Annotated in this window: 23 protein-coding genes; 12 read left to right on the plus strand and 11 right to left on the minus strand. The window is 64.5% G+C overall.

Annotated elements, in window-relative coordinates; all coding sequences use genetic code 11:
• Nucleotide 1: 1 nt before the first annotated feature.
• The 4 genes from mlaE to dapC form a co-directional block, all read right to left on the minus strand.
• Nucleotides 2-787, minus strand: a complete 786-nt coding sequence (gene mlaE / locus C2134_RS05100; protein WP_043626820.1) for a lipid asymmetry maintenance ABC transporter permease subunit MlaE — start codon at nucleotides 785-787, stop codon at nucleotides 2-4.
• On the minus strand, nucleotides 780-1,598 hold the full coding sequence (locus tag C2134_RS05105; RefSeq protein WP_103318079.1) for an ABC transporter ATP-binding protein: 819 nt from the start codon (nucleotides 1,596-1,598) through the stop codon (nucleotides 780-782). The genes mlaE and C2134_RS05105 overlap by 8 nt, the downstream gene beginning before the upstream one ends.
• Before the next feature lie 346 nt (nucleotides 1,599-1,944).
• A complete protein-coding gene (gene dapD, locus C2134_RS05110) occupies nucleotides 1,945-2,766 on the minus strand; it encodes a 2,3,4,5-tetrahydropyridine-2,6-dicarboxylate N-succinyltransferase (RefSeq protein ID WP_103318081.1) in 822 nt (273 codons plus the stop codon).
• 75 nt (nucleotides 2,767-2,841) lie between these two features.
• Nucleotides 2,842-4,047 carry a succinyldiaminopimelate transaminase gene (gene dapC, locus C2134_RS05115; protein ID WP_103318083.1) on the minus strand — a complete coding sequence of 402 codons (1,206 nt, stop codon included), beginning with the start codon at nucleotides 4,045-4,047 and terminating at the stop codon, nucleotides 2,842-2,844.
• Nucleotides 4,048-4,100: 53 nt separating this feature from the next.
• Between dapC and C2134_RS05120 the strand changes: the two genes are divergently transcribed.
• Entirely contained in the window at nucleotides 4,101-5,012 is a 912-nt protein-coding gene (locus C2134_RS05120) for a DMT family transporter (RefSeq protein ID WP_103318085.1), read from the plus strand.
• Between the two features lie 19 nt (nucleotides 5,013-5,031).
• Entirely contained in the window at nucleotides 5,032-5,610 is a 579-nt protein-coding gene (locus tag C2134_RS05125; protein WP_233196359.1) for a GNAT family N-acetyltransferase, read from the plus strand.
• Between the two features lie 52 nt (nucleotides 5,611-5,662).
• On the opposite strand, the gene C2134_RS05130 is transcribed toward C2134_RS05125, so the two are convergent.
• The 3 genes from C2134_RS05130 to C2134_RS05140 all read right to left on the minus strand — a co-directional run bounded on the left by C2134_RS05130 (nucleotide 5,663) and on the right by C2134_RS05140 (nucleotide 7,997).
• A complete protein-coding gene (locus C2134_RS05130) occupies nucleotides 5,663-6,169 on the minus strand; it encodes a hypothetical protein (RefSeq protein ID WP_103318087.1) in 507 nt (168 codons plus the stop codon).
• A gap of 285 nt (nucleotides 6,170-6,454) precedes the next feature.
• Nucleotides 6,455-6,682 (minus strand): SlyX family protein, encoded by a 228-nt coding sequence (locus tag C2134_RS05135; protein WP_199154451.1) that lies wholly within the window; start codon nucleotides 6,680-6,682, stop codon nucleotides 6,455-6,457.
• 1 nt (nucleotide 6,683) lies between these two features.
• Nucleotides 6,684-7,997: a Na+/H+ antiporter family protein gene (locus C2134_RS05140; RefSeq protein WP_103318089.1), complete on the minus strand. Its 1,314-nt coding sequence runs from the start codon at nucleotides 7,995-7,997 to the stop codon at nucleotides 6,684-6,686.
• Between the two features lie 208 nt (nucleotides 7,998-8,205).
• Here C2134_RS05140 and C2134_RS05145 point away from each other — a divergent pair, with 208 nt between their 5' ends.
• The gene (locus tag C2134_RS05145; RefSeq protein ID WP_043626803.1) at nucleotides 8,206-8,502 is read left to right on the plus strand and encodes a DUF2325 domain-containing protein; all 297 of its coding nucleotides are present in this window, start codon (nucleotides 8,206-8,208) and stop codon (nucleotides 8,500-8,502) included.
• Between the two features lie 237 nt (nucleotides 8,503-8,739).
• The gene (locus tag C2134_RS05150) at nucleotides 8,740-9,135 is read left to right on the plus strand and encodes an acyl-CoA thioesterase (protein ID WP_103318091.1); all 396 of its coding nucleotides are present in this window, start codon (nucleotides 8,740-8,742) and stop codon (nucleotides 9,133-9,135) included.
• Nucleotides 9,136-9,284: 149 nt separating this feature from the next.
• Here the strand turns inward: C2134_RS05150 and C2134_RS05155 are convergent, their stop codons facing one another.
• A complete protein-coding gene (locus C2134_RS05155) occupies nucleotides 9,285-10,004 on the minus strand; it encodes an ArsR/SmtB family transcription factor (RefSeq protein WP_103318093.1) in 720 nt (239 codons plus the stop codon).
• Nucleotides 10,005-10,185: 181 nt separating this feature from the next.
• Here C2134_RS05155 and C2134_RS05160 point away from each other — a divergent pair, with 181 nt between their 5' ends.
• Both C2134_RS05160 and C2134_RS05165 read left to right on the plus strand, forming a co-directional pair.
• On the plus strand, nucleotides 10,186-11,280 hold the full coding sequence (locus C2134_RS05160; RefSeq protein ID WP_103318095.1) for a cytochrome P450 family protein: 1,095 nt from the start codon (nucleotides 10,186-10,188) through the stop codon (nucleotides 11,278-11,280).
• The gene (locus C2134_RS05165; protein WP_103318097.1) at nucleotides 11,277-11,624 is read left to right on the plus strand and encodes an antibiotic biosynthesis monooxygenase family protein; all 348 of its coding nucleotides are present in this window, start codon (nucleotides 11,277-11,279) and stop codon (nucleotides 11,622-11,624) included. The genes C2134_RS05160 and C2134_RS05165 overlap by 4 nt, the downstream gene beginning before the upstream one ends.
• Here C2134_RS05165 and C2134_RS05170 read toward each other — a convergent pair.
• Nucleotides 11,616-12,392: a class I SAM-dependent methyltransferase gene (locus tag C2134_RS05170; RefSeq protein WP_103318099.1), complete on the minus strand. Its 777-nt coding sequence runs from the start codon at nucleotides 12,390-12,392 to the stop codon at nucleotides 11,616-11,618. The genes C2134_RS05165 and C2134_RS05170 overlap by 9 nt on opposite strands.
• 322 nt (nucleotides 12,393-12,714) lie before the next feature.
• Between C2134_RS05170 and C2134_RS05175 the strand changes: the two genes are divergently transcribed.
• The 6 genes from C2134_RS05175 to C2134_RS05200 all read left to right on the plus strand — a co-directional run bounded on the left by C2134_RS05175 (nucleotide 12,715) and on the right by C2134_RS05200 (nucleotide 25,902).
• Nucleotides 12,715-19,506, plus strand: coding sequence for an Ig-like domain-containing protein (locus C2134_RS05175; RefSeq protein ID WP_103318101.1), 6,792 nt, complete (start codon nucleotides 12,715-12,717; stop codon nucleotides 19,504-19,506).
• Between the two features lie 144 nt (nucleotides 19,507-19,650).
• The gene (locus C2134_RS05180; RefSeq protein WP_233196360.1) at nucleotides 19,651-21,105 is read left to right on the plus strand and encodes a TolC family protein; all 1,455 of its coding nucleotides are present in this window, start codon (nucleotides 19,651-19,653) and stop codon (nucleotides 21,103-21,105) included.
• A 44-nt stretch (nucleotides 21,106-21,149) separates the two neighbouring features.
• Nucleotides 21,150-21,845 carry an efflux RND transporter periplasmic adaptor subunit gene (locus tag C2134_RS05185; protein WP_233196361.1) on the plus strand — a complete coding sequence of 232 codons (696 nt, stop codon included), beginning with the start codon at nucleotides 21,150-21,152 and terminating at the stop codon, nucleotides 21,843-21,845.
• Nucleotides 21,846-21,848: 3 nt separating this feature from the next.
• Nucleotides 21,849-23,177: an efflux RND transporter periplasmic adaptor subunit gene (locus C2134_RS05190; RefSeq protein WP_103318107.1), complete on the plus strand. Its 1,329-nt coding sequence runs from the start codon at nucleotides 21,849-21,851 to the stop codon at nucleotides 23,175-23,177.
• 3 nt (nucleotides 23,178-23,180) lie between these two features.
• Nucleotides 23,181-25,289: a site-2 protease family protein gene (locus C2134_RS05195; protein ID WP_233196362.1), complete on the plus strand. Its 2,109-nt coding sequence runs from the start codon at nucleotides 23,181-23,183 to the stop codon at nucleotides 25,287-25,289.
• Between the two features lie 82 nt (nucleotides 25,290-25,371).
• Nucleotides 25,372-25,902, plus strand: coding sequence for a GNAT family N-acetyltransferase (locus C2134_RS05200; protein ID WP_103318110.1), 531 nt, complete (start codon nucleotides 25,372-25,374; stop codon nucleotides 25,900-25,902).
• 46 nt (nucleotides 25,903-25,948) lie between these two features.
• On the opposite strand, the gene C2134_RS05205 is transcribed toward C2134_RS05200, so the two are convergent.
• Nucleotides 25,949-26,284 carry a hypothetical protein gene (locus tag C2134_RS05205; protein ID WP_103318112.1) on the minus strand — a complete coding sequence of 112 codons (336 nt, stop codon included), beginning with the start codon at nucleotides 26,282-26,284 and terminating at the stop codon, nucleotides 25,949-25,951.
• A 68-nt stretch (nucleotides 26,285-26,352) separates the two neighbouring features.
• The coding region (locus C2134_RS05210; RefSeq protein ID WP_103318126.1) for a phage tail protein at nucleotides 26,353-26,800 on the minus strand (448 nt) is incomplete at its 5' end.

Here is a 26,800-nt window from a genome sequence, read left to right on the forward strand (position 1 = left end):
CCTAGAACATGAAGGCGGTCAGCACGAAGTCCAGCGCCAGGATCACCAGTGCCGAGGTGACCACGGTGCGGGTGGTGGCGGCCGACACGCCGGCGGCGGTCGGATTGGCGTCGTAACCTTCGAACACGGCGATCAGCGTGACGGCCACGCCGAAGCACAGGCTCTTGATCAGGCCGTTGATCACGTCATAGTGCAGGTCCACATTGCCCTGCATCTGCGACCAGAAGGTGCCGGCATCCAGGCCTATCATCACCACGCCCACCAGATAGCCGCCGAACACGCCGACGACGTTGAACAGCGCGGCCAGGATGGGCATGGAGATCACGCCGGCCCAGAAGCGCGGCGCGACGACGCGGGCGATCGGGTCCACCGCCATCACGCTCATCGCGTCCAGCTGCTCGGTGGTTTTCATCAGGCCGATTTCGGCCGTCATCGCGCTGCCGGCGCGGCTGGCGAACAAGAGCGCGGCCAGCACCGGTCCCAGCTCGCGCAGCAGTGCCAGCGCCACCATGGCGCCCAGCGCGTCGGCGGAGCCGAACTTGACCAGCGTGGTGTAGCCCTGCAGGCCCAGCACCATGCCGACGAACAGGCCTGACACCACGATGATGATCAGCGACATCACGCCGGCGAAGTAGATCTCGCGTATGGTCAGCTGCAGCCGCAGCAGGCTCTGCCCGCTGTTGGCCAGGATGGCCAGCAGGAAACGGCTGATAAAGCCCAGCCGCCACACCGCGTTGATGGTGAGGTGGCCGAGGCGGCGCAGCGGCGAAGTCATCCAATCAAGCATGTGCGCCTCCTTGCAGGCCCAGGTCGGCCGCCAGGGAGGTGGCGGCCGGATAACTGTAATGCACCGGGCCATCGGCCTCGCCGTTGACGAACTGGCGCACCCACGGCGAATCGGAGTTGCGCACTTCGTCCGGCGAACCTTGGGCGATGACTTGGCCGCCGGCGACGAACAGCACGTGATCGACGATTTCCAGCGATTTGTGCACGTCGTGCGTCACCATCACCGCGGTGGTGCCGAGCGCGTCGTTGAGTTTCTTGATCAACAGCGCGATCACGCCCAGCGAGATCGGGTCCAGGCCGGTGAACGGCTCGTCGTACAGCATCAGCTGCGGATCGAGCGCGATGGCGCGCGCCAGCGCCACGCGGCGCGCCATGCCGCCGGACAGCTCGGCCGGCATCAGCTTCTGGGTGCCGCGCAGGCCTACCGCTTCCAGCTTCAGGGTGACGAGGTCGCGGATCATGCTTTCCGGCAGCTTGGTGTGTTCGCGCAGCGGGAAGGCGACGTTCTCCGCCACGTTGAGGTCGGTGAACAGCGCGCCAAACTGGAACAGCATCCCCATGCGGCGGCGGTGCTGGTACAGGTCGGCCTTGCTCATCCGCGCGATGTCCACGCCGTCGATCAGCACCTGGCCGGATTGCGGCCGGATCTGGCCGGAGATCAGCCGCAGCAGCGTGGTCTTGCCGCTGCCGCTGCCGCCCATGACGGCAACCAGCTTGCCGCGCGGCACGCCGAGAGTGAGGTTTTTCAGGATGGGCCGGTCGCCGTAGGCGAAGCTGACGTTCCTGAATTCAATGAAATAGTCTGAGGACACGAAATTTCCAAACAGCTTGCAAGGAGAGTCCGCTGTATGACCCGAGCGCTACGGCGAAATTCCGCCGTTGGCGCCGCGGTGGCGGAACGGAGCTGCGACGCGAGGAAGTACACGGCAATCGCCGGGCGGGCCGATTTTATGGAAGCGTGCTATTCCGTACGCGAATAGCCGGATTTTATAGCGTTGGCGGCTTAGCGCCAAATATAGCTATGTTACCAAGTGCAAAATTGACGCAGCATCAACAATATTGACATTGTTTGATTGACAGCGTGGACCGGAGCGTGTCCGGCGGGCGGGCGCCGCCGCAGGGGAGATGACGGGCCGGCAGGGCCTGCCCGTCCAGGGTTTACACGCCGCGCAGCAGTTCGTTGATGCTGGTCTTGCTGCGGGTCTGCGCATCCACTTTCTTGACGATCACGGCGCAGTACAGGCTGTGGCTGCCGTCCTTGGACGGCAGGTTGCCGGACACCACCACCGAGCCCGGGGGCACGCGGCCGTACATCACTTCGCCGGTTTCGCGGTCGTAGATCTTGGTGGACTGGCCGATGTAGACGCCCATCGAGATCACCGAGCCTTCGCCGACGATCACGCCTTCGACGATTTCCGAACGCGCGCCGATGAAGCAGTTGTCCTCGATGATGGTCGGGTTGGCCTGCAGCGGCTCCAGCACGCCGCCGATACCGACGCCGCCGGACAGGTGCACGTTCTTGCCGATCTGGGCGCAGGAGCCGACGGTGGCCCAGGTGTCCACCATGGTGCCTTCATCGACATAGGCGCCGATGTTGACGTAGGACGGCATCAGCACGGTGTTCTTGGCGATGAAGCTGCCCTTGCGCGCCACGGCGCCCGGCACCACGCGGAAACCGGCTTCCTGGAAGCGGGCCTGGCTCCACTCGGCGAACTTGGTGTCCACCTTGTCGAAATAGCGGTTGACGCCGTCGTCCAGCACGGCGTTGTCGCGGATGCGGAAGGACAGCAGCACGGCTTTCTTCACCCACTGGTTCACCACCCATTCGTCGCCATGTTTCTCCGCGACGCGCAGGTGGCCGTTGTCCAGTTCTGCGATGACCTGCTCGATGGCGGCTTTCAGTTCCGGCGATACGGTGGCGGGGGTGATTTCGGCGCGTTTCTCGAATGCCTGCTCGATCAGGCTTTGGATCGGATGCATCTGGTTTAGTCCTTTGGCAATGTGAATCGAAGTCGTCATCTAAATCATTCAATCTGGTCGGGGTGGTTCGAAAGCTCAGGCCGAGCTGGCCGGCTGGCGGCTGCGGCAGAACGCAACCATTCTATGCGCGGCGGCCAGGCACTCCGCCGTCTCGGCCACCAGCGCGATGCGGATATAGCCGCTGCCGGGGTTGCCGCCGTGGGCGTCGCGGGCCAGGTAGCTGCCCGGCAGCACCGTCACGTGTTCTTGTTCGAACAGCGCGCGGGCAAAGCCGACGTCGTCGCCGTCCGGCACCTTGGCCCACAGATAGAAGCCGGCATCGGGCATGGCGACGTCCAGCACCGGCGCCAACAGCGGCAGCACGGCGGCGAATTTGGCGGCATAGGCCGCCCGGTTGGACTCGACGTGCGCCTCGTCGTTCCAGGCGGCGATGCTGGCCGCTTGCACCGTCAGGCTCATCGCGCTGCCGTGATAGGTGCGGTAAAGCAGGAATTTCTCCAGGATGGTGGCGTCGCCGGCGACGAAGCCGGAGCGCATGCCCGGCACATTGGAGCGCTTGGACAAGCTGGTCAGCATCACCAGCCTGTCCAGGCCGCGGCCCAGCGCGCGCGCGACGGACAGGCCGCCCAGCGGCGGCTCGTCGAAGTAAATTTCCGAATAGCACTCGTCGCTGGCGATCACGAAACCGTAGCGGTCGGACAGCGCGAACAGCTTGTCCCAGTCCGCCAGGCCCATCACCGCGCCGGTGGGGTTGCCCGGGCTGCAGACGATCACCAACTGAGCGCGGCGCCAGACGGTGTCCGGCACGCTGTCCCAGTCCGGCTGGAAGCGACGCGCCGCCTCGCAGTTCAGGTAGTACGGTTCGGCGCCGGCCAGCAGTGCCGCGCCCTCGTAAATCTGGTAAAAAGGATTGGGAGAGATCACTACCGGTTTGTCGCCGCCGCTGGCGTCGATCAAACACTGCGTCAGCGCGAACAATGCCTCGCGGCTGCCGTTGACCGGCAGCACCTGGCGCGCCGGATCCAGCGCCACGCCATAGCGGCGCTCGGCCCAGGCGGCGCAGGCCTGGCGCAAGGCCGGGGAGCCCTGGGTGGCCGGATAGCCGGACAAACCGGCCAGATTGGCGCACAGCGCGTCCTTCACCAACTGCGGCGCCGGGTGCTTGGGCTCGCCCATGGCCAGGCTGATGTGCGGCAGCTCGGATGGCGGCTCGGCGCCAGCCAGCAGCGCGGCCAGCCTTTGGAACGGGTACGGATGCAATTGGGCCAGGCGGGGGTTCAAGGCGTCTCTCCATCAAAAATTCGGCACGGCAATCGACCATCTTAAGAACAGCGATGACACCTGTAAAACAAAAATTTCTCGCCACTTCCGGCATCCTCACCACGGCGCTGGTATGGGCGCTGATGTGGTACCCGTTCCGCAGCCTCAGCCAACAGGGCGTCAGCGTGCCGATGGCCTCCTTGGGAACGTATCTGATCACCATCGCCCTGGGCGTGACGTTGTTCTTCAAGCTGTACCGGCGGCAGTTCCGTTTCGAGCCGCCCCTGTTGTTGCTGATGCTGGTATTCGGCTGGTGCAACTTCAGCTACACCATGGCGGTGGCCGAGGGGCAGGTGATGCGCGTGCTGCTGTTGTTTTACCTGTCGCCGCTGTGGACCGCGCTGTTTTCGCGATTACTGCTGCATGAGAAGCTGACCCGCAGCGGCTGGCTGGTGGTAGCGCTGTCGCTGCTGGGGTGCTTTGTGTTCCTCTACCGGCCTGGGTTGTTGTCCGGCGCCTTGCCGTTGACGCAGGGCTACGAATGGCTGGCGTTGTCAGGCGGCATGGCTTTCGCCTTTGGCAACGTGGTCAGCCGCAGGCTGCACACCATTCCGATCGTGGTGAAGTCGGCGACCATCTGGTTCGGCGTGGCGTTTTTTGGCGCGGCCAGCCTGTTCCAGAGCGGCGAGCTGGCCAGCATGTTGACCATCCCGCCGCAGAGCTGGCTGGTGCTGGGCATCCTGGGGGTGGTGTTGCTGTGCACCAGCGTGATTTCGCAAAATGGCGTGTCCATCCTGCCGGCGACGCAGGCGATGACGCTGATGCTGATGGAGCTGGTGTTCGCCGCGATATCGGCCTATCTGCTGGCCGGCGAAGCGATGACGCTGCAGGAGTGGTTCGGCGGCGCCTTGATCGCCGGCGCCAGCCTGCTGTCCGGCAAGATGACGCAGCCCGCGCCGCATTCCCGCCCGCAAACCGCGCCATGACATGAAGACTGGAGACAAGATGCAGATCAGACCGATGGCGCCGCAGGACTTCGCGGCGTTCTGGCCGATATTCCGCGACATCGTGGCCGCGCGCGAAACCTATGCTTTCGATCCCGAGATGGACGAAGCAAGCGCCCGCCTGCTGTGGTGCGAAACGCCGCTGGAGACTTGGTTGGTGGAGGAGCAGGGGGAGATCCTGGGCAGCTATTTTCTGAAACCCAATGCCGCAGGCCCGGGCGGCCATGTCGGCAATTGCGGCTATATGGTGTCGCCGGCCGCGCGCGGCAAGGGCGTGGCCCGCGCCATGTGCGAGCATTCGCAGCAGCGCGCGCGGACGCGCGGCTTTCTGGCCCTGCAGTTCAATAGTGTGGTGGCCTGCAATGCGCCGGCGGTGGCGCTGTGGCAGAAGATGGGTTTCGACATCGTCGGCCGGTTGCCGCGCGCCTATCGCCATGCGACGCAAGGGCTGGTGGACTGCCTGGTGATGTATAAGTGGCTGGGGGACGAAAACAAGCCGGCGATGCCTGAGCCGGTCCAGCTGATCGGGCGCAAGAATATCGAGGCGCTGGTGTCGCGGCGGCGCAGGCGGGAGGGATGAAATGGAAAACCGCCCGCCCGGCGTGCTGCCGGCCGGGCGGTAGCGGCGAGGCTTACAGGCTGCTCAGATACTGCTGCAGCGCCTTGATGTTGGCCTCGTAGGCGGCCGGCGAGCCCAGTTCGACGCCGCCGCTGCGCACGTAGTAGGCAAACGGCACGGCGCGGGTGTCGAAGAAGGGCAGGAAATCATCCGGCTGCAGCGTGGTGCCGTTCAGGCCAATCGCCCAGTTGTTGGCCTTGTAGCGGTTCAGCTGCTCGATCACGCCATGCACGGCCAGCCCCTCGGCGCTGCGGATCAGCGCGATGTAGTGGTTCAGCGTGTCGATGTTGGTCTGATAGGCGGTCGGCTCTCCCACGCTGACGCCCTTGGCGCGCACATAGTAGGAGAACGGCAGGTTGCGCTCGGTGAAGAAGGACAGGAAGCCGTCCGGCGCCAGTGTGTCGCCGTTCAGGCCGATGGCCCAGTTCTTGGACTGATAGTCCTTCAACTGTTTGATGATTTCGTTGCTGGCTTCGATGGCCTGTTTGGCCGGGACGTTCACTGCTGTGATCTGGCTCATTTCTGCGCTCCTGAATGGGTTGAGTGACAGGAAATGCGTGCTGCCCGGGTATGCGTATCGCTAGCCTTCATGTTTGCCATCCTGCAGGAGTGGATCGATTGGCGTCGATCAGGCAGGGCCAGAATAGCCTGGGGGGAGCGGGGGAGATACTGCCAGATAGGTTAGGTGTATTTTGAGAATGAAATGCTATAAAAACCTTCAGGGTTGAAATCCTGTTTCAATAGCTATTCATTTTTTGATATAAGGCTTGAGTGTTGCCGCGCCGCGGATGGCGGCGCTGCCTGCTCAATAGTGCGGCGGGATTTCGTCGCGCAGCGAGGTGGCGGGGCCGTCGTCCGGCTGCGCGCTTCTGAACTGCTGGTACAGCAGGCGGATCTGCTGTTGCAGCAGGTCGATTTCCTTCTGCTGGCGGGCGACGGTGGCGTTGAGCGCGTCCAAGAGCTCGTCCTGGAAGGCGAGGCGCACTTCCAGCGCCTCGACGCGGTTTTCGGTATTGGTGTCCATGCCCGCCATTCTACAACACCATGGCCGCGATCCAGCCCGCCGCCATCAGCGGCAGGTTGAAATGCAGGAAGGTGGGCAGCACGGTGTCGCGGATGTGGTCGTGCTGGCCGTCCAGGCTCAGGCCGGAGGTCGGCCCCATGGTGGAGTCCGATGCCGGCGAACCGGCGTCGCCCAAGGCGCCAGCGGTGCCGATGATGGCCACGGTGGCCAGCGGCGAGAAGCCCAGGTGCGCGCACAGCGGCACATAGATGGCGGTGAGGATGGGCACGGTGGAGAACGAGGAGCCGATGCCCAGCGTCACCGTCATGCCGATGGCCAGCATCGCCAGCGCCGCCAGCGAGCGCTGGCCCTCGAACAGCGCCGCGCCGGCCTTGACCAGCGGCGCGATTTCGCCGGTGGCGCGCAGCACTTCGGCGAAACCCTGGGCGGTGATCATGGTGAAGCCCACCATCGCCATCATCTTCATGCCTTCGTTGAACACGCCGTCGGCGTCTTTCCACTTGACCACGCCAGCCGCCAGGAATAGCAGAAAGCCGGACAGCGCGCCCATGATCATCGAGCCGGTATACAGCTGCACCGAGAAGGCCGCGACGATGGCGGCGCAGGCCGTGGCCAGCGATTTGCGGCTGACGCGGGCATGCGTGCGCTCGGCGTTTTCTATCTTGCCCAGCGAATAGCGGCGCGGCCGGCGGTAACTAAACAGCACCGCGACCAGCAGGCCCGCTACCATGCCCAGCGCCGGTATCGCCATCGCGTGCATCACGTTGATGCCCGAGGTGTCCATGCCGGCCTTGGCGGCGTTGCCGAGCAGGATCTGCTTCAGATAGATGTCGCCGAAGCCGACCGGGAACACCATATACGGCGTGACCAGGCCGAAGGTGAGCACGCAGGCCACCAGGCGGCGGTCCAGCTGCAGCCGCGCCATCACGTATAGCAGCGGCGGGATCAGCATCGGGATGAAGGCGATGTGGATGGGCACCAGATTCTGGCTGGCGATGCTGACGCAGCCGAGCAGCGTGATCAGCGTCCATTTCAACTTGCCGTGCGCGCTGTGGTTTTCCAGTTTTTTCACGGCCAGATCGGCCATGGCATGCGGCAGGCCGGACTTGGCGATGGCGACGGCGAAGGCGCCGAGCAGGGCGTAGGACAGCGCCACCGAGGCGCCGCCGGTAATGCCGTTATTGAAGGCGGCCAGGGTGGCGGACAGCGACAGCCCGCCGGCCAAGCCGCCGATCAGCGCCCCCAGCAGCAGGCTGATGACGACGTGGGTACGCAACAGGGTCAGGGTGAGCATGGTGCCCACGGCTAATACAACGGCATTCATTTGTATAGACAAATCAGTGGCTTAGGCGCGTTGGCGCGGGGCGGGCAGGGTAGCCGGTTTTGGCCGGGCTGTCGAGCAGGCTGGAGGAATAGGTCTTTTATATTCCAAATCGTGATTAGCTTTTCACTCAATATTGCTAGGGGAAATTTAAAAAGCGTTTTACAGTCGTTTCATCACCTGAATCCGCGCGACATGGCAAGGAGGCAAGATGGAAGCGTTGCTGGTAGGGGCTGACAGCCTGGGCAATATCCCGGAAGTGTTACGGAGCTACGATATCCGTATCGCCCGCCACATCTGTGGACGCAATGTCGCGCATCAACGGCGCGCGCCGCTGCCCGGCCGGCCGGATTTGCTGATCCTGTTGACCGACTTCCTCGGCCACAATGTGATGCGCAATTATCGCGACAGCGCCGCGGCCTTGGGCATCCCGGTGCTGGCCTGCCGCCGCTCCGCCACCGCGGTGGAGCAGCGCCTGCGCCATCACGGCTGGAGGCGGCTGTCATGATCTTCTCCGGCAACGAAAACTGGCTGGCCTGGCTGCTGGGCCGCACCGCGCTGCAAGCTTCGCCCCGCGTGGAATGGCGCCGCGTCGAGCCGCCACCGGCGCCGGTCAAGCGCTGAAACCGGTTGGCGGCGCTGGTTCCCCGGCCGCCGTTCTGCGAAACTCCCATCCATTGTTTGCGTCCAAGCGGTCTGTCCGCCGCGGCGGGCGCTTTATCATTGGGAAACAGGGAACCGCTTGATGTCAGTCTTTTCCGTTGAATTCAAAGTGCGCGACTACGAGTGCGATATGCAGGGCATCGTCAACAACGGCGTGTATTTCAACTACCTGGAGCATGCTCGCCACGAGTTTCTGCTGGCCAAGGGCATAGATTTCGCCGCGCTGGCCCGCGACAAGATCAATCTGGTGGTGGTGCGCTCGGAGATGGACTACAAGGCCTCGCTGACCAGCGGCGACACCTTTGTTGTCACCGTGGCTTTCGAGCCGGTGTCGCGGGTCCGCTTCGGCTTCCGTCAGCAAGTGATTCGCCAGGCCGACGGCAAGGTCGTGCTGGAAGGTCTGATCATCGGCACCGCCATCAACGAGCGCGGCCGGCCGGCGATTCCGGAAGGCTTCGCCGAGCGGCTGACCGCCTGAAAAACGGATTTAGCCACGAAATCCACGAAAAACACGGACGAAGGCCGACTATCGAGATCGGAGAGACGGCGGCCGTTGGTTGGCCGCTGCGTTTTTCGCGCTTTCTGCGTGTTTCCGTAGCCGAGAACGCTTTCCGCCACCCCTTTCTCTCAGGCCGATTCTGTCAGCGTCTCCGGCCGGATGCCCCACTGTTCGCGCAGAAAGGCTTGCCCGGCCGGCGTGACGCGCAGCGCGCGGCTGTCCTGCCGCCGCTCCACCCAATTCCGCTGTTGAAACTCCCGGCATAGCGCCGCGCCAAACGCGCCGGCCAGATGTGGCCGCCGTTCGCTCCAGTCCAGGCAGGCGCGCGCCAGCGGCCGTTTGCCGCGGGTCGGCGCGGTGACCCCCAGGGTGGCGGCAAACCAGCGCCGTCCCGACGGCGTGACCTCGAACTGTCTTTCCCCATTCAGCAGCAACAGTCCGTCCGCTTGCATCGCGTCGGCAATAGCGATGCCCAATCGGCCCGCCAGGTGGTCGTAACAGGTGCGCGCCAGCCTGAGCTGCGGCGAAACCGGGCTGGCCGCGCGCGGTCGCTGCAGATCATGGCCATGGGCGGCCGCGCTCAAGGCTTCCAGCGCCTGCGCGATGGCGACATTGGCCAGCAGGTAGTAGCGATGGCGGCCGTGCTGCTCCACCTTCACCGCGCCGCCTTGCAATAGCTTGGCCAGATGGTTGCTGGCGCTCTGCGCGCTGAGGCCGGCATGACGGGCCAGTTCGCTGGCCGGATAACTGCGGCCATCCAGCAGCAGGAGCAGCATGCGGGCGCGGCCGGGGTCGGCCAGCAGGCTGGCCAGGCGGCTGATGTCGGGCAGGTTGGCGCCGTTGTTCATGGTTCACTCCAGCGTGAAACATTGTATGGGATGGCTGGCTACGATAAGGGCATCTTCAAGACTAGCCAAGGAGTTTTATCGTGCCGCAGCTGCCCTGTGATCTGCCAAACCATTCCCACCGTGACGCCCCGAGCTTGAGCGGCCGCGCTGGCGACCAGCCGCGCCACTCGGGAGAGGCGGCATGAACGACTGGCCGGAACACGCGCTGGCCGCCGCCAGCCATGCCGACCCGTATCCTTACTATCGCGAACTGGCGCGGCAGGGCTGGATTCGCGACGAGCGTCTGGGCTTATGGCTGGCGGCCTCGGCCGCTGCGGCGCAGGCGGTGTTGGCCAGTCCCGCCTGTCGGGTGCGGCCGCCCGGCGAGCTTGTCCCCGCGGCATTGGCGGGTTTGCGATTGGGCGACACCTTCGGCCGCTGGCTGCGCATGAGCGAATCGCCTTGGCATCAGCCGTTGCGCGCGGCCGTCGGCGCGGCGTTTGCCGCGATGCCGCTTGCCACGGTTCAGGCCTGCGCACATCAATTGGCGGCGGCGTTCTTGGCCGATAGGGCGGTGACGGGCAAGCGTCTGGATGCCCTGGCCGATTATCTGCCGGCGGCGACGTTGGCGGCCTTGCTGGGGTGGCCGGAACCGGCGTGGGGCTCGGTGGCCGCCCAGGTGGCGGCGCTCGCCCGCGCCTTGGCCGCGGATGCCGACGCGGGAGCGAGAGCGAGTGGGGAGGCGGCTTGCCGTGATCTGCTGGCGCGGTTGGCGTCCTTGCCGGCCTCGGGATGGCTGGCTGATTGGCGCCAGGCGTTTGCCGAGCTGGGCGATGCCAGCCTGTACGCCAATCTGGCGGGCATGCTGTTTCAGAGCTGCGATGCCGGCGCGGGATTGATATCGGCCGGGATAGCCTGGCGCTGCGGCGCGCCGTGGGATGGCAACGATGACGCAGAATGGAGCCGCCGGCTGCAGGCCGATCCGGTGCTGCATCACACCCGCCGCTTCGTTGCCGAGGAGGTCGAGTTGGCCGGGCAGCGCTTGCTTGCCGGCGATGTGGTGCTGGTGTTGCTGGCCGCCGCGGCGCAGGACCCGGCGGGGCCGGGCGAGGCGATGGATTTTGGCCGGGGCCGCCATGGTTGTCCCGGCGAGCGGCTGGCGCGGGCCATCGCAAAGGGCGCGCTGGCGGCGCTCGAGGCGGTGCGGCCGGATTGGGAGGCTTTGGCCGGTTCTATTCGCTTCCGCCATCTGCCCAATGCGCGGATACGCCGTTTTGGCGCAGGAGAGGTGCGATGATCGCGGTGATTTTTGAAGTGACGCTGGCCGAAGGCGGGCGGGATGGCTATCTGGATTGGGCCGGTCGACTGGCGGAGACGCTCAAGCAAATGGATGGCTTCATCTCCATCGAGCGTTTCCAGAGCCTGGCGCGGCCAGACACCTTGCTGTCGCTATCGTTCTGGCGCGACGAGGCCTCGTTGGCGGCCTGGCGCAATCTGGCTTCGCACCGGATGGCGCAAGCGGCGGGACGGGATGGGCTGTTCGCCGACTACCGCCTGCGGGTGGCTGCGGTGCTGCGCGATTACGGCATGAACGCGCGCGGGCAGGCGCCGGCAGACAGCCGCGCCGCGCATTCAGCCTGAGGCCAGAGCCTTGATCACATAGAGGTCGAAGCGGGTGGATTTGCCGTCCAGCACGGCGGACGGCTTGACGCCCGCTATCGGCGCGCCCAGCCGCGGCCGCTTGACCACCACGCGCACTTTGGCGGCGGCGATGGCGGCGGCCAGCAGCTCGGCGCTGTCCATATCATCGCCAATGACATGCTGGAAGGCCTGCATGTCTTTCTTGGCGGCTGCCGATTTTTTGTCGGTGTCCGGGAACATCGGGTCGACGAACACCACGTCCGGCCGCTGAGCGTCTTCCAGACTGGCCAGCCAATCGCGCGAATTGGCGTGCACCAGACTCATGCGCGCGGCGATGTCGCGGGTGGCCTCGTCGCGAAGGGCACGCTCCAAGGCATCGGCCAGCAGCGCCGCCGCCACCGGCGAGCGCTCCACCAGCGTGACCCGGCAGCCCAGGCTGGCCAGCACGAAGCTGTCGCGGCCCAGGCCGGCGGTGGCGTCCACCACATAGGGCAAATCCTTCGCCCCTTTCAATCCCACCGCCTTGGCTACCGGCTGGCCGCGGCCGCCGCCTTGCTCGCGGCGATGGCGCGCCGCGCCTTCGACGAATTCGGCGAACACCGCGCCGTGTTTGCCGGTGGTCAACAGCTCCAGCCGCTCGCCGTTCAGCTCCAGCCAATAGCCGTCGCTAGGCCGTTGTTTTGCCAACGGCAGCAAGAAACGTTCAGACAGGCGACGTGCGGTGTCGAGGCGGGCGGGTTCAGCGCAGTACAGCGGGGTAGCGGTCATCGGGCATCCTTGAAAACTGATGCGCACGATACGGGATGCGCGTTTCTGCTGCAAGTTGGCATTTTTTGCTCGGTATGTTCAGGGCGGCTAAGTAATTTTAGCTAAAGCCTCTTTACGCATATAACATTTTTTAACGAGTAAAAATGGTCTATCCATCATATGTGAACACATACTGCTCAGTGTGAGTCGCTACGGGACAAAGACGCGGCAGCCAAACCCTATCCCGCCTGACGCCGCCGTGTCTTGAACGGTTGGCGCTGGCGTGTATGGAATGGCGCGCGGCTTTGTAAACGGCTCCGGGTGTGTTGTCGGGAGAATGGTCATGGCATGGTGGAAATCGGCAAAACCGCAAGCGCAGTCTCGCGCTATGGAGCGTTCGTCCAATCGCCTGCTGCTGCAGGCGCTGGAGCCCAGGATGATGTTCGACGGCGCGGTGGCGGCTTCGCTGGGCCATGCGGCTCAGCATGTCGGTGTGATGCATGATGTGCTGGATGCCTCCGCCCAGCAACGGCACGGAGAGGCCGCGCCTCCTCCGGCCGCTCCCAGCGCCGCGGCCGAATCCCATGCCGTCCCGGCTGCGGGTCCAAAAGACGGCGGCGTGCGGACCGCGTCCGCCAATGCGCCGCAGGTGGTGTTCGTCGAAAACGATGTCGCCAATCTGCAAAGCTTGGTGTCGCAACTGCCGTCCGGCTATCAGGTGGTGATTCTGGACAGCAGCAAGGACGGCTTGGCGCAGATCGCGCAGTGGGCGCAAACCCACAGCGGCTACGGCGCCATCCATATCATTTCGCACGGCCAGGAAAACGATCTGCAGCTGGGCACCGCGCAGCTCACTACCGCCAATGTCGCCAGCTATCAGGCGGAATTGGCCGCGATAGGGCAGGCCTTGCGCCCCGGTGGCGACATTCTGCTGTATGGCTGCGATGTGGCCGAGGGCAGCGACGGCGCGGCGCTGGTCAATGCGATCGCGCAGGAAAGCGGCCGCGTGACAGCCGGTTCTACCGACCTTACCGGCGCCGCCAGCCTGGGCGGCGACTGGACGCTGGAATACGCCACCGGCAAGCTGCACGTGGCGACGCTGGATCTGCCGGGCTACGGCGGCTTGCTGACGCAGCCGACTTCCGGTACCTCCAGTTTCGATTCGCTGGATGGTTCCACCACCGTAGTGCCGACCGGCAACGCCACGCTGACGGTAAGCAATTACCTTGGCTGGAATTTCACCATGAACATGAACTCGAACAGCGACGGTCAGAACGAGATGATCATCGTCGAGAAGGATGGTTCGAGCTCCACGGAAACAGTCGACGCGCTGAGCAACGGCGTCAAACAGATCAATTATTTCTCGGTCAAGCCCAACGACGGCAGCCTGTTCACGCTGAATTCCATCACCGTGGTGATCAACGGCTACGACTCCACCTTCAACGGCGGCACCATGCAACTGGTGGGCTATCTGAATGGTTCCGCTGTCGCCGGCGCCACCTTGAGCCAGAGCGTCAGCGACATCGACAACGACGGCTCCCCGGTCACCTTCAACGTGTCCAGCAACAGCAATTTCGTCGGCATCGACTCCTTCCGCGTGATCGCGGCAAACGGCCACAATGTCACCGGCTTGCTCGGCATCGGCGCCATCAATGCCACCACCTTCCATTTCCCGGGGCCGACGCTGACCGCCAGCGGCGGCAGCAGCGCCTACAGCTCCGGCAACGGCAACGCGGTGACGGTGGACAGCGGCATCACCCTCAGCGATACCGCGGCCTCGACCCAAACCAGCGCCACGGTATCGATTACCGGCAACTTCCACAGCGGCGAGGACGTGCTGGCATTTACCAATAACGGCAGCACCATGGGTAATATCAGCGGCAGCTACAACAGCGGCACCGGGGTGCTGACGCTGACCTCCAGCGGTTCCACCGCCACCAATGCGCAGTGGCAGGCGGCGTTGGAGGCGGTGACTTACCGGGACAGTTCGCTGTCGCCGAATACCAGCAACCGCACCATCAGCTTCGCCATCACCGACGCCAGCAGCAATACCAGCTCCACGGTGACCAAGACCGTCAGCGTGGCGGCGGACAGCGCGCCGGTGATCAGCAACCTGAACGGCGACAGCAACACCTATTACGCCGGCAGCGGCGCGGTGAGCCTGGACACCGGCACCGCGGCCACGGTTAGCGACAGCGATACCTCGAACTTCAACGGCGGCAACCTGACGGTGCACATCTCCGCCAACGGCCATAGCGGCGAGGACGTGCTGGGCATCAGCACCGCCGGCACGGTCACACTCAGCAACGGCACCAACTCCGGCAGCACGGTGTCGGTGGGCGGCGTCGCCGTCGGCACCATAGACGCTAGCGGCGTGGGCAGCGGCGGGCAGGATCTGATCGTCGACTTCAACAGCAACGCCACCGCTTCCAGGGTGGGCACGCTGGTCAACGCGCTGACCTTCAACGATACCGCCGGCACGCCCAATACCGCCACCCGCACCGTGCACGTGACGGTCAACGACGGCCGCGGCGGCACCAGCACCGCCGCCAGCGTGACGATGGCGATCAGCGACGCGCCCCTGCTCACCACCAGCGGCGGCAACGCCGCCTTTACCGCCGGCGACAACGCTACCTCCACGCCGGTGGCGGTGGACAGCGGCGTCACGGTGACGGACAACGCCAGCAGCACGCTGGCCAGCGGCACGGTGTCCATTACCGGCAACTTCCACAGCGGCGAGGACGTGCTGTCGTTCACCAATGACGGCAGCACCATGGGCAATATCAGCGCCAGCTACAACAGCGGGACCGGGGTGCTGACGCTGACCTCCAGCGGCGCGACGGCGACCATCGCGCAATGGCAGGCCGCGTTGCGGGCGGTGACGTATACCGACAGCGCGGTGACGCCGAACAGCGCCACCCGCACCATCAGCTTCCAGGTGCAGGACGGAGGCAGCAATACCAGCACGGCGGCGACCAAGACGGTGACCGTGGCCGACACCGACCAGACGCCGATCGCCACCGCCAGCGGCGGCAGCACGGCCTTCACCGCTGGCAACAACACCACCTCCACGCCGGTGGCGGTGGACAGCGGCATCACCGTGTCCGACCTCGACAACACCACGCTGGCCAGCGGCACGGTGTCGATCACCGGCAACTTCCATAGCGGCGAGGACTCGCTCAGCTTCACCAATACCAGCGCCGTCACTTACGGCAATATCGTCGGCAGCTACAACAGCGGCACCGGGGTGCTGACGCTGACGTCCAGCGGCGCGACGGCGACGGTGGCGCAATGGCAGGCGGCCATGCGCGCGGTGAAATACACCGACAGCGCGGTGACGCCGAACAGCGCTACCCGCACCATCAGTTTCGTGGTCAATGACGGCACCAAGAACAGTACCGCGACGACCAAGTCGGTGACCGTGGCCGATACCGACCAGACGCCCATCGTCACCGCCAGCGGCGGCAGCGCCGCCTTCACCGCCGGCAACAACGTCACCTCCACGCCGGTGACGATAGACGGCGGCGTCACGGTGTCGGATCTGGACAACAGCACGCTGGCGAGCGGCACGGTGTCGATCACCGGCAATTTCCATAGCGGCGAGGATGTGCTGGCGTTCAGCAATACCAGCGCCATCACCTACGGCAATATCAGCGGCAGCTACAATAGCGGCACCGGCGTGCTGACGCTGACTTCCAGCGGCGCCACCGCCACCGTGGCGCAATGGCAGGCGGCGTTGAGGGCGGTGACCTATACCGACACCGCCATCACCCCCAACAGCGCCACCCGCACCATCAGCTTCTTGGTCAACGATGGCCAGCAGAACAGCACGGCGGCGACGCGCAGTGTCACCGTGGCCGACACCGACCAAACGCCGATCGCCACCGTCTCCGGCCCCAACGGCAGCTATCTGCTGAGCAGCTCTCCCTCTCCGGTGGCGGTGGACAGCGGCATCACGGTGTCCGACCGCGACAACAGCACGCTAGCCAGCACCACGGTGTCGATCACCGGCAACTTCCACAGCGGCGAGGATGTGCTGGCGTTCAGCAATACCAGCGCCATTACCTACGGCAACATCGTCGGCAGCTATAACAGCGGCACCGGCGTGCTGACGCTGACTTCCAGCGGCGCCACCGCCACCGTGGCGCAATGGCAAGCGGCGCTGCAGGCAGTCACCTACAACGACACCTCGGGCACACCCAATACCGCCACCCGCACCATCAGCTTTGTGGTTAACGATGGCCAGGTGAACAGCGCCGCCGTTACCCGCAGCATCGCCATCCAATTGCCGACGCCGACGGTAAGCGGGCTGACCGCCGGTACCGACACCGGCAGCAGCAGCTCCGACGGCATCACCAGCGACGCCACGCCGACGGTGACGGGCTCGGCGGAGGCGGGCAGCACGGTGACCATCTATGTGGATGGCGTGTCGGTGGGCACTACCACAGCCAGCGGCACCGGCGCTTGGAGCTATGCCTTCAGTGACCCGATCGCCAGCGGCAGCCATGCGATAACGGCCATGGCAACCAGCGGCTCGGTGAATAGCAGCGTATCGACTGCTTACACGGTGGTGATCGACACCGCAGCGCCGAGCGCGCCGACGGTAAGCGGGCTGACCGCCGGTACCGACACCGGCAGCAGCAGCTCCGACGGCATCACCAGCGACAACCAGCCAACGGTCCAAGGCACGGCCGAGGCGAACAGCACGGTGACGGTGTATGTGGATGGCACGGCCGTCGGTACGACTACCGCGGACAACACCGGCGCGTGGTTCTACAACGTTTCCAGCAGCTTGGCGGACGGCAATCACAACATCCGCGCGACGGCGACCGATACCGCCGGCAACGTCAGCAGCCAGGCGACGGCCTACAGCGTCACCATTGATACCGCGACACCGACAACGCCGGCAATCAGCGGCTTGACCACGGCGACGGACACCGGCAGCAGCCATAGCGACGGCATCACCAGCGACAACACCCCGACGCTACAGGGCACCGCGCCGGCCAATAGCACGGTGACGGTGTATATCGATGGCTTCCAGGTTGGGACGACTACGGCGAACGGCAGCGGCGCATGGAGCTACAACCTGAGCACCAACCTGCCGGATGGCAATCATGGCGCACGGGTGACAGCGACCGACACTGCCGGCAATGTCAGCACGTTGTCGGCGGCTTACAGCATCACCATTGATACGGCGGCGCCCAGCGCGCCAGCGGTCAGCGGCCTGACCACAGCAACGGACACTGGCAGCAGCCATAGCGACGGCATCACCGACAACAACCAGCCGACGGTGCAAGGCACGTCCGAGGCGAACAGCACGGTGACGGTGTACGTGGACGGCACGGCGGTGGGCACGGCGACGGCGAACGGCAGCGGGGCGTGGAGCTACAACCTGGCCAGCAGCCTGGCCGACGGCAACCACAGCATCCGGGCGACGGCGACGGATGCGGCGGGCAACGTCAGCGCGCAGTCGACCGCTTACAACATCACCATCGACACCGCCGCGCCGAACGCGCCAACAGGCCTGGCTCTGACCACGGCATCGGACACCGGCAGCAGCCATAGCGACGGCATCACCGACAACAACCAGCCGACGGTGCAAGGCACGGCCGAGGCGAACAGCACGGTGACGGTGTACGTGGACGGCACGGCGGTCGGGACGGCTACAGCGAACGGCAGCGGAGCGTGGAGCTACAATCTGGCCAGCAGCTTGGCCGACGGCAACCACAGCATCCGGGCGACGGCGACGGATGCGGCGGGCAACGTCAGCGCGCAGTCGACCGCTGACAACATCACCATCGACACCGCCGCGCCGAGCGCGCCAAGTGGTCTCGCCTTGAGCGCTGCGACTGACACTGGCAGCAGCCACTCGGATGGCATTACCAACGACAACCAGCCGACCATTACCGGTAACGCTACGGCAGGCAGCACGGTGACGGTGTACGTGGACGGCACGGTGGTCGGGACGACTACCGCGAACGGCAGCGGCACATGGAGCTACAACCTGGCCAGCAGCCTGTCCGACGGCAACCACAGTGTCCGGGCGACGGCCACGGACGCGGCGGGCAATATTAGCGCCCAATCCAGAGGCTATAACTTCACCGTCGATACCACGGGGCCGCAGGTGCAGAGTTTTACCGCGGTTGACCCGCTGAGCACTTCCGCCAGCACCTTGTCGTACCAGGTCGTCTTCAGCAAGCCTGTGGCCTCGTTCAATGCCGATGCCTTGTCTGTGGTGGCGGGCAGCGGGGTGACCGGAGCGATCTCCAGCGTGACGCAGATCAACGCCACCACCTACGTCATTGCGCTGAGCGGCGTGGGCGGCGGCGGCACGTTATCGGTGGCGATCAAGAACGGCGTAGTAACCGACTTGGCGGGCAACACGCTCTCAGGGTCGGTCAAGGCGCCCGTCTATGAGTTGACGACACAGACGGTGGCAACCTCCAATACGCCACCCACGCTTTCTACGTCCCCAGTCGTCAGCAATAGCATTCAGCTGCCGCCGATCACCCCGAATATCGTCTTGGCGGCGGTAAGCGGCAACCCCGTCTCCAGCATCAATACGGCGGCTATCGGTTCCCAGTCGACGCTTACCGACCATACCAGTCTGGGCACCGCCATTACGACGCCTTCTTTTGGCGCCGCGGACAATACGAATGGCGCTTCGCCCACCTTCATCAGCAATATCTCGGTGAATCCGGCCATCGTATTGCAGGTCAATCCAGATCTGGGCGTTCGTCCGCTGGTGTCCGGCCAGTCGTTTTCCCTCACGCTGCCGCCAGCCACCATCATCACCCGGGAGTCGTCGGCAAACCTGAGCATTGTGGCCCGGCAAAGCGATGGCCAGCCATTGCCATCCTGGCTGAAGTTCGATCCGGCGACCGGCAAGTTCACTGGCCAGGCACCGGCGGGCTGGAACAAGCCGATTTCAATCGACATTCGAGTGCAGGACAAGAGCGGCCACCACGGCAACAGCCATATCCAGCTCAATTTCGGCCAATCGCGCGCGAACGGAGCGGCAGGCGGCAAGGCGATAGGCAAAACGGTCGCGGGGAAACTGGCGTTGAACCAGCAGTTCGATAAGCATGGGCACAAGGCTTTCCTGCAGCAAATGCAAGATTGGTTGGAGGGGTAAGGCGCAATCACAGGCAGGCTCGGTCGGGTAGAAGACAGTGCAGGGCATTGCCCTGGCAATCTCAAAGCTCAAGGGGGCGGAAGCATGCAAGCCGTAAAACAAGCAAGATCATGGACCTTTCGTTGGACTCCGTTAGCGGTAGCAGTGGCTTTGACCGGGTGCGCGGTGACGCCGCAACCGTTGAGCGTGGCGGATCGCCAAGCTACCTTGGCCGCCGATCGCCAGGCGATGTTCGGCAGCCAGGAACCATTGGCGGGCCCGGTAACGCTGCAGGAGGCGATGGCGCGCGCCTTGAAATACAACCTGGATTACCGTGTGAAGCTGATGGAGGAGGCGATGGCGCAGCGCCAGCTGGATTTGTCTAGCCTGGATATGCTGCCGAAGCTGGCGCTGGCGGCAGGATATACTGCCCGCAACAAGGACAATGCCTCGTCCTCCCAGAATGTGGCAACCGGAGAGCAGTCGCTGGTGCCGTCCATCTCCTCGGAAAAGCATGACCGCACAGCCGATTTGAACCTGAGCTGGAATGTGCTGGATTTCGGCGTCAGTTATTTTTCCGCCCAGCAGCAGGCGGACAGAGTGCTCATCCTAGAGCAGCGCAAACGCAAGGTGGCGCAGCAGCTGATGCAGCAGGTGCGGGAAGCGTGGTGGCAGGCCGCGGGCGCGCAGCAGCTGCAGGGCCGGGTCGATGCCTTGCTGAAGCAGGCCGAATCGGCCTTGGGGGATGCGCGCCAAGTCGAGCAGCAGAAGCTGCGCTCACCGTTGGATGCGCTCAATTACCGGCGTCAATTGCTTGACGTGATCCGGCAGATGACCGCCGTGCGCAGCGCCCTATCCCAGGCCAAGCCCAGGCTGGCCGCCATCATGAACGTCATGCCTGGCCAGGATTTCCAGATCGCGCAGCCGGACGGCATGCCGGTGCCGACGCTGGGTATCGATATCGACAAGATGGAAGACATGGCCTTGCTGAACCGGCCTGAAGTGGTGGAGGCGCATTACAACCAGCGCATCAGCGCGCTGGAAACGCGCAAGGCCATCGCCAAGCTGCTGCCGGGGTTGGAGTTCAGCGTAGGCCAGCATTACGACAGCAATAAATTCCTGATCAACAATGCCTGGAGCGATGCCGGTCTGCGCATCAGCTGGAACCTGCTGAATCTGTTCAGCGCCGGCGCCATCACGCGCACCGCGCAGGCGCAGGTCGAAGTGGACAAGGCGCAGCGCATGGCGCTGAACATGGCGGTGCTGACCCAGGTTCACGTTGCCTATCTGGACTATCAGGGCAAGGCGCGGCAGTACGAGCTGGAGCACGAGCTGAACAGCGTGGATCAAGCGATCTACGAGCAGACTCGCAACGCGGTGGACAGCGGCGCGTCCGCCAGGCTGCAGGGCATTCTGGCGGACGCCAACGCCGTATTCTCGTCCTTGCGCCTGTATCAGTCCTATGGCGACATGCAAAATGCCTATGGCCTGATGGGTGCGAGTCTGGGGCTGGACCCGCTGCCGGCGTCGACCAAGGGGTATGACCTGGCCTCGCTCAGCCAGGCCTTCCAAGGGGCGGAAAACAAATGGCAAGGCACGGTGGCTGGGGGCACGAAATGAAAACCTGCTGCCTAGCGATATGCTTCTGGTTGGCGGGGTCGGCCATGGCGGCCGCTCCCCAGGCGGGTTCCTCGGTCAACGCCGCCGATGGCCGCATCCGCGTGCAGCTGATGTCGCGCCACGCCGTGACGCTGTCGGGAGAAGTCGCCGCCAAGATTTCCGCCCTGCCGGTGGTGGAGGGCGGCAGCTTTCATCGGGGACAGTTGTTGGTGGAGTTCGATTGCAGCAGTTATCGCGCCCAGTTGCACAAGGCCCAGGCCTCGCTGGAGGCGGCCAGCCAGTTGCTGAAAGTGGATAATCAACTGGCCAAGTACAACTCGGTGGGCACGCTGGAGCTGACCCAGGCCCAGGGCAAGGCCAAGGAGGCGGCCGCCGACGCCAGCTATGCCCAGACCCTGGTGTCCAAGTGCAGCATCGTTGCGCCGTTTGACGGGCGGGTCGCCAAGCGTAGCGCGGCAGTCCACCAATACGTCAATCCCGGCAATCCGATTCTGGACATCGTCGATTCCGACTCGCTGGAACTGCGCATGTTGGTGCCGTCCAAATGGCTGGCCACCCTGCAGCCTGGCCGCCGCTTCACGATCACAGTGGACGAGTTGGGGGCCAGCTTCCCGGCCAAGATAGAACGGCTGGGCGCGCAAATCGATCCGGTCAGCCAGTCCATCCTGGCCATAGGCGTGATAGACGGCAAGGCCGCCAATCTATTGCCCGGCATGAGCGGCTGGGCCAGTTTCAAATAAGCCATGGGACACGCTGATCGTAGTCGGGAACTGGCCACCTTGCTGCAGCTGTTGCATCGCGCGCGCGAGGCGGACAGCGCGGCGAAGCTGGGCTTCGTCATGGTCAATGAAAGCCTGCAATTGCTGCCGTATCGCCAGGCCGCCTTTTGGGGGGAGGGATTGCACAGCCATGTCGTCGCCTTGTCCGGCTTGGCGGAACCCGACCCCACTGCGCCCTATCTGCAATGGCTGTCCTCATTGTTCCGTTATCTGCGGCCCGGCCCGGGCGATGTCGCGGCTAGCCGCAGCTGCGTCGCGGCCGACCTGCCGGATGTCTTGGGCGCGGAGTGGGGGCATTGGTTGCCGGAGCATGGCTTATGGCTTTCGCTGGGCGAGCACGGCGCCTTGCTGCTGGCGCGCGATCTTCCTTGGAGCGAATACGAGTTGCGGCTGGCGGAGGAGCTGGCACACGGCTATGCCCACGCGCTGCGCCCATTCGCGCCCCGGCGCAACTGGCGCGCGAAGGTTGGCGATTGGCTGAAGCCGGGACCACGCCGCAAGCGCTTGTTGCTCGCCGTGCTGGTGCTGGTGTGCTTCCCGGTGCGTTTGAGCGTGCTGGCGCGGGCGGAAGTGGTGCCGGATGACCCGGTCCTGCTGCGGGCGCCGGTGTCCGGGGTGATAGACAAGGTCGCGGTGTTGCCCAACCAGCCGGTCAAGCGCGGCGCGGCCTTGTTCGATCTCGATGCCACGGTACTGACCGGGCAATTCGAGTTGGCGCGGGAGGAGGCAAAGGCCGCGGAGGAAAGTTTCCGCGCCAGCGCCCAGTTGGCGCTGACCGACGACAAGGGCAAGCTGGCGCTGGCCGAGGACAAGGCCAAGCTGGAAGAGAAGGACATCACGGCGGATTTCGCCGGTCGTGAATTGAAGCGCCTGCATGTTACCGCGCCATCCGACGGCGTGGTGGTGTTCTCCGACCGCAATGATTGGCAGGGCAAGGCGGTGGCGCAGGGCGAAAAAGTCATGACGCTGGCCGATCCCGCCAAAGTTGAATTGACCGCTTGGCTGCCGGCAGCGGAGGCGATCGCCGTGCAGCCGGGCAGCCAGGTCACCTTGTATCCCAATGCCTCGCCGTTCCGTTCCTATGACGCAGTCTTGCTGCGCGTGGCCTACAAGGCGGAAGTCAGCGAGGGCAATCTGCTGGCCTATCGTTTGCAGGCGCGCTTCGCGAGTGGCCAGCGCCTGCCGCAGCTCGGGCAGATGGGAACGGCCAGGGTGTATGGGGACTGGGTGCCTTTGAGCTACTACGTCTTGCGTCGGCCATTGACCGCGGCGCGCCAGTGGCTGGGGTGGTAAGCCATGGAAATGAACGGATTGCCGCCGCTGCGCCAGGAGTTGACGCTGCACGCCGGTCCGGCGCAAGCCGATGGCTCGCCCAGCTGGATGCTGCATGATCCGTCGGCCAACCGTTTTTATCAGCTCGGCTGGGCCAGTTTTGAAATGCTGTCGCGCTGGCAGCTGGGCAATGGACCGGAGCTATTGGCGTCGGTCAATGCCGAAACCACGCTGCAGCTGAACCAGGACGATCTGCGGCAATTGCTGCTTTTTCTGCGGCAACACCAGTTGCTGCAAGCCGGCAGCGAGTCCGAAAGCGACTGGTTGTGGCGGCTGCATCAGGCCGGCAAGCCGGGCTACGCGATGTGGTTGCTGAAGAACTATCTGTTTTTCCGCATCCCCTTGCTGCGGCCGGAGGCCGGTTTGAACTGGGCCCTGCCGCGGCTTGGCCTGTTGTTCCGCCCGGTGTTCTGGTGGTTGACGGCCGGCGTCGTCCTGCTTGGCCTGGGCATGGTTTCCCGCCGTTGGGATGAATTCACCCATACCTTCTCCGCATACGGCGGATGGGCTGCCGCGCTGGGCGTCGCCATTTCCTTGGGGCTGGCGAAAATCCTGCATGAGCTTGGCCATGCGCTGACCGCGCGGCATTTCGGTTGCCGGGTGCCGGCGATGGGCGTGGCCTTTTTGGTGATGATGCCGGTTTTGTACACCGACACCAACGATGTCTGGAAGCTGCCGTCGCGGCGGCAGCGGCTGCTGATCGGCGGCGCCGGCATGCTGGCGGAGCTGACATTGGCGGCCTGGGCCACGCTTGTGTGGAATTTTCTGCCGGATGGCCCGTTGCGTGCCGGCGTCTTTCTGTTGGCGACCACTACCTGGCTGGCGACACTGGCCATCAATGCCAGCCCCTTCATGCGTTTCGATGGCTATTTTCTGCTGGCCGACTGGCTGGGCGTGCCCAATCTGCATGGCCGGGCGTTTGCGCTGGCGCGCTGGCAGATGCGCCGCGTTCTGCTGGGTTTGGACGATCCCGTGCCGGAACGCTTTCCGCCCGCGCGGCAGCGCGGCCTGATCCTGTTTGCCTGGGCAACCTGGCTATATCGCCTGGTGTTGTTCACTTCGATCGCCTTTCTGGTGTATCACCTGTTCTTCAAGGCTTTGGGCATCTTGCTGCTGGCGGTTGAACTGGGCTGGTTCATCGCGCGCCCGATTGTCGGCGAGTTGCGGATCTGGTGGCTGCGGCGGGCAGATTTGCGCTGGCAGAGCGAGACGCGTCGCAGCGCCGCGTTACTGGGTTTGGTGTTGCTATTCCTCATCTTGCCCTGGCAAAACGATATCGCCAGCCCGGCGGTGATGGGCGCGGCGCAATCGCAAGGGTTATATGCGCCGGAAGGCGCCGTCGTGGCCGAGGTGCTGGCGAAGGACGGCCAGCGGGTGCGGAAGGGCCAGTTGTTGCTCAAGCTGTATTCCCCCACGCTGGCGCAACAGTTGACGGTAGCCCGTGTCATAGAGCGCGGCCTGGCTTGGCGAGTGGCGCAGCAACCGTTCAATACGGCCTTGCAGCAGCAAGGGCAGACCCTGCAGAAACAGTGGCAGGCCGCGCAACAGCAGGTAGAGGGCCTGGCGCAGCAGGAAAAGCGCTTATGGCTGACCGCGCCGTTCGATGGCCGGCTGGCCGACGTAAGCGACGCGCTGCGCGCCGGCACTGTGGTGGCGGCTGGCGAGCGTCTGCTGCAAGTGGTCGGGCCGTATGGCATGCGCGGCGATGCCTATGTCGATGAGGATGAGCTGGCCAACGTGCGCCGCGGCGGCCACGCCACCTTCGTGGCGGACAGCGGCGAGGGGCTGGCGGTGTCTTGCAGGCTGGGCGCGATTGATCGCCTGAATCTGGTGACGCTGGATCAACCCGTGCTGGCATCGACGTATGGCGGGCCGATTGCGACCGAATCGCGAGATTACGGCCTGGTGCCCTTGCACGCGCTGTTCCGGGTCCGGCTGGAAGGGTGCGACCAGCACCAGGCGCCGCTGCGTGAAATGGCCGGCGTCGCGCGGTTGGGCGGCGAGCATTACAGCCTGCTGCAGCGAGGCTGGCTGCGCCTGACTGCGGTGCTGGAGCGTGAGGCGGGTCTTTGATCCAACCGCTGCTTGCCGAAGGGCCGCTGGCTTATGCAGGCGATGTTTCCATTCCAACCATTTGTTGTCATGAGGAGCTTCGATGTCAGCCGAATTCAATTTCTCATCCATGGCGCACGGCTTGTCGCTCAGGCCCGTGCGCAGCGGGGACGAGGCCTGCATCAATCGCATCTACCGCAGCGCGCGGCCCGATCTGCTGTTGATAGATGGGGAGGCCGATCTGATCGAGACGGTGCAGCGCCAGCAATTTCAGGTGTTGCAGATGGGAGCCGGGCAGCAGTTTCCCAATGCGATGCACTTCATGGTGGAGAGGGTAGGCAGCGCGGTCGGCGTGGTCATGGTCGACTTTGGGCACAACGAAGTGCGCATCATCTTTCTGGCCATGCTGCCGGAGGCGCGAGGCAAGGGCTACGGCAAAGTGGTGTTGCAAGGCTTGCAGCAAGCGGCGCGGCAAGTGCGTTGTCCGCTGGCCGCCGTGGTGTGGCATAACAACGGCCAAGCTCGCAAGCTGTATCAGTCGCTGGGCTTCGTCCTGGAGGAGCCGGGAGCGATGGCGGATAAGCTGGTGTGGTATCCGCAGGCGGAAAGCATCATGGTTGGGGTGTCTGGATAGCCTGAGCCGCGCACGGACAGGGGCATGGTCCGCGCGCGGAGTGCATTTAATTGAACGGCAGTTGAAAGTAGCAATACTGCCGGTCTCGTCCCATGGCGCCGGTGCGGCTGATCCAGACATTTTCCAGGGTGCGCTCTGGCTGGTTTTCCGCCGCCGGCAACTGCAAGTGGCCTACCGCATCCACCAATGGGGTGGTGCCGACAGCGATCAGCTCCACCACGAAAGGCGTACGCTGCTCGGCCTCCCAGCCGGGCACTTGCGACAGCGGCTTTTGGCGGACCGATTGAATTTGCAGCTCAAGCTCCACTAGCTCCGGCACCCGGAAATGGCAGACCTGGCCGATCAAAGGAACGAAGTCTTCGCTGCAAAGTTGGTTCAGCATCATGCTCTCCTCGGGATATTTTTATCGCAAGGCGGCAGCGGCGCAACCGCCGCCGCCTGTTGCCGCGCTTATTGTCTGGTGGGGAAGATGCCTTGCACCGCGATACAGAAGTTCAGCGCCAGGTACGGGTTCAACACGCTGACCGGGGTATTGCCGCCAGCGACATCCGTGTTGCCGCTCAGACCCAGGCCCTTGACGGTGACCGGGCTTTCCAATTGCTGGCTCCAGATGGTGGCCAGGCCGGTACCGCCGCCGGATGCGCCGAGATATGGGTTGCTGGTGCTGGGCGCGCTGGCCGGCGTCGTTGGATTCGGCACCGTTGTGGCTTGGAAGCTGACGTTGACGGCGGAGGTGCCATGGTTGTGAAGGGGCATATTGGCGGTCAACAGCGCGACGGTTTGATGGCCGCCAAAGTTGCCGATGGTGTAGGACGGCAGATTGTAGGTGGGTTGAGCCGGCCCAATGCTGATCGGCATCCGTCCGCACAAATTGGGCAACTGGAAGGTGCTGGGGGGG

The organism is Chromobacterium sinusclupearum, assembly GCF_002902845.1.
Lineage (GTDB): Bacteria > Pseudomonadota > Gammaproteobacteria > Burkholderiales > Chromobacteriaceae > Chromobacterium > Chromobacterium sinusclupearum.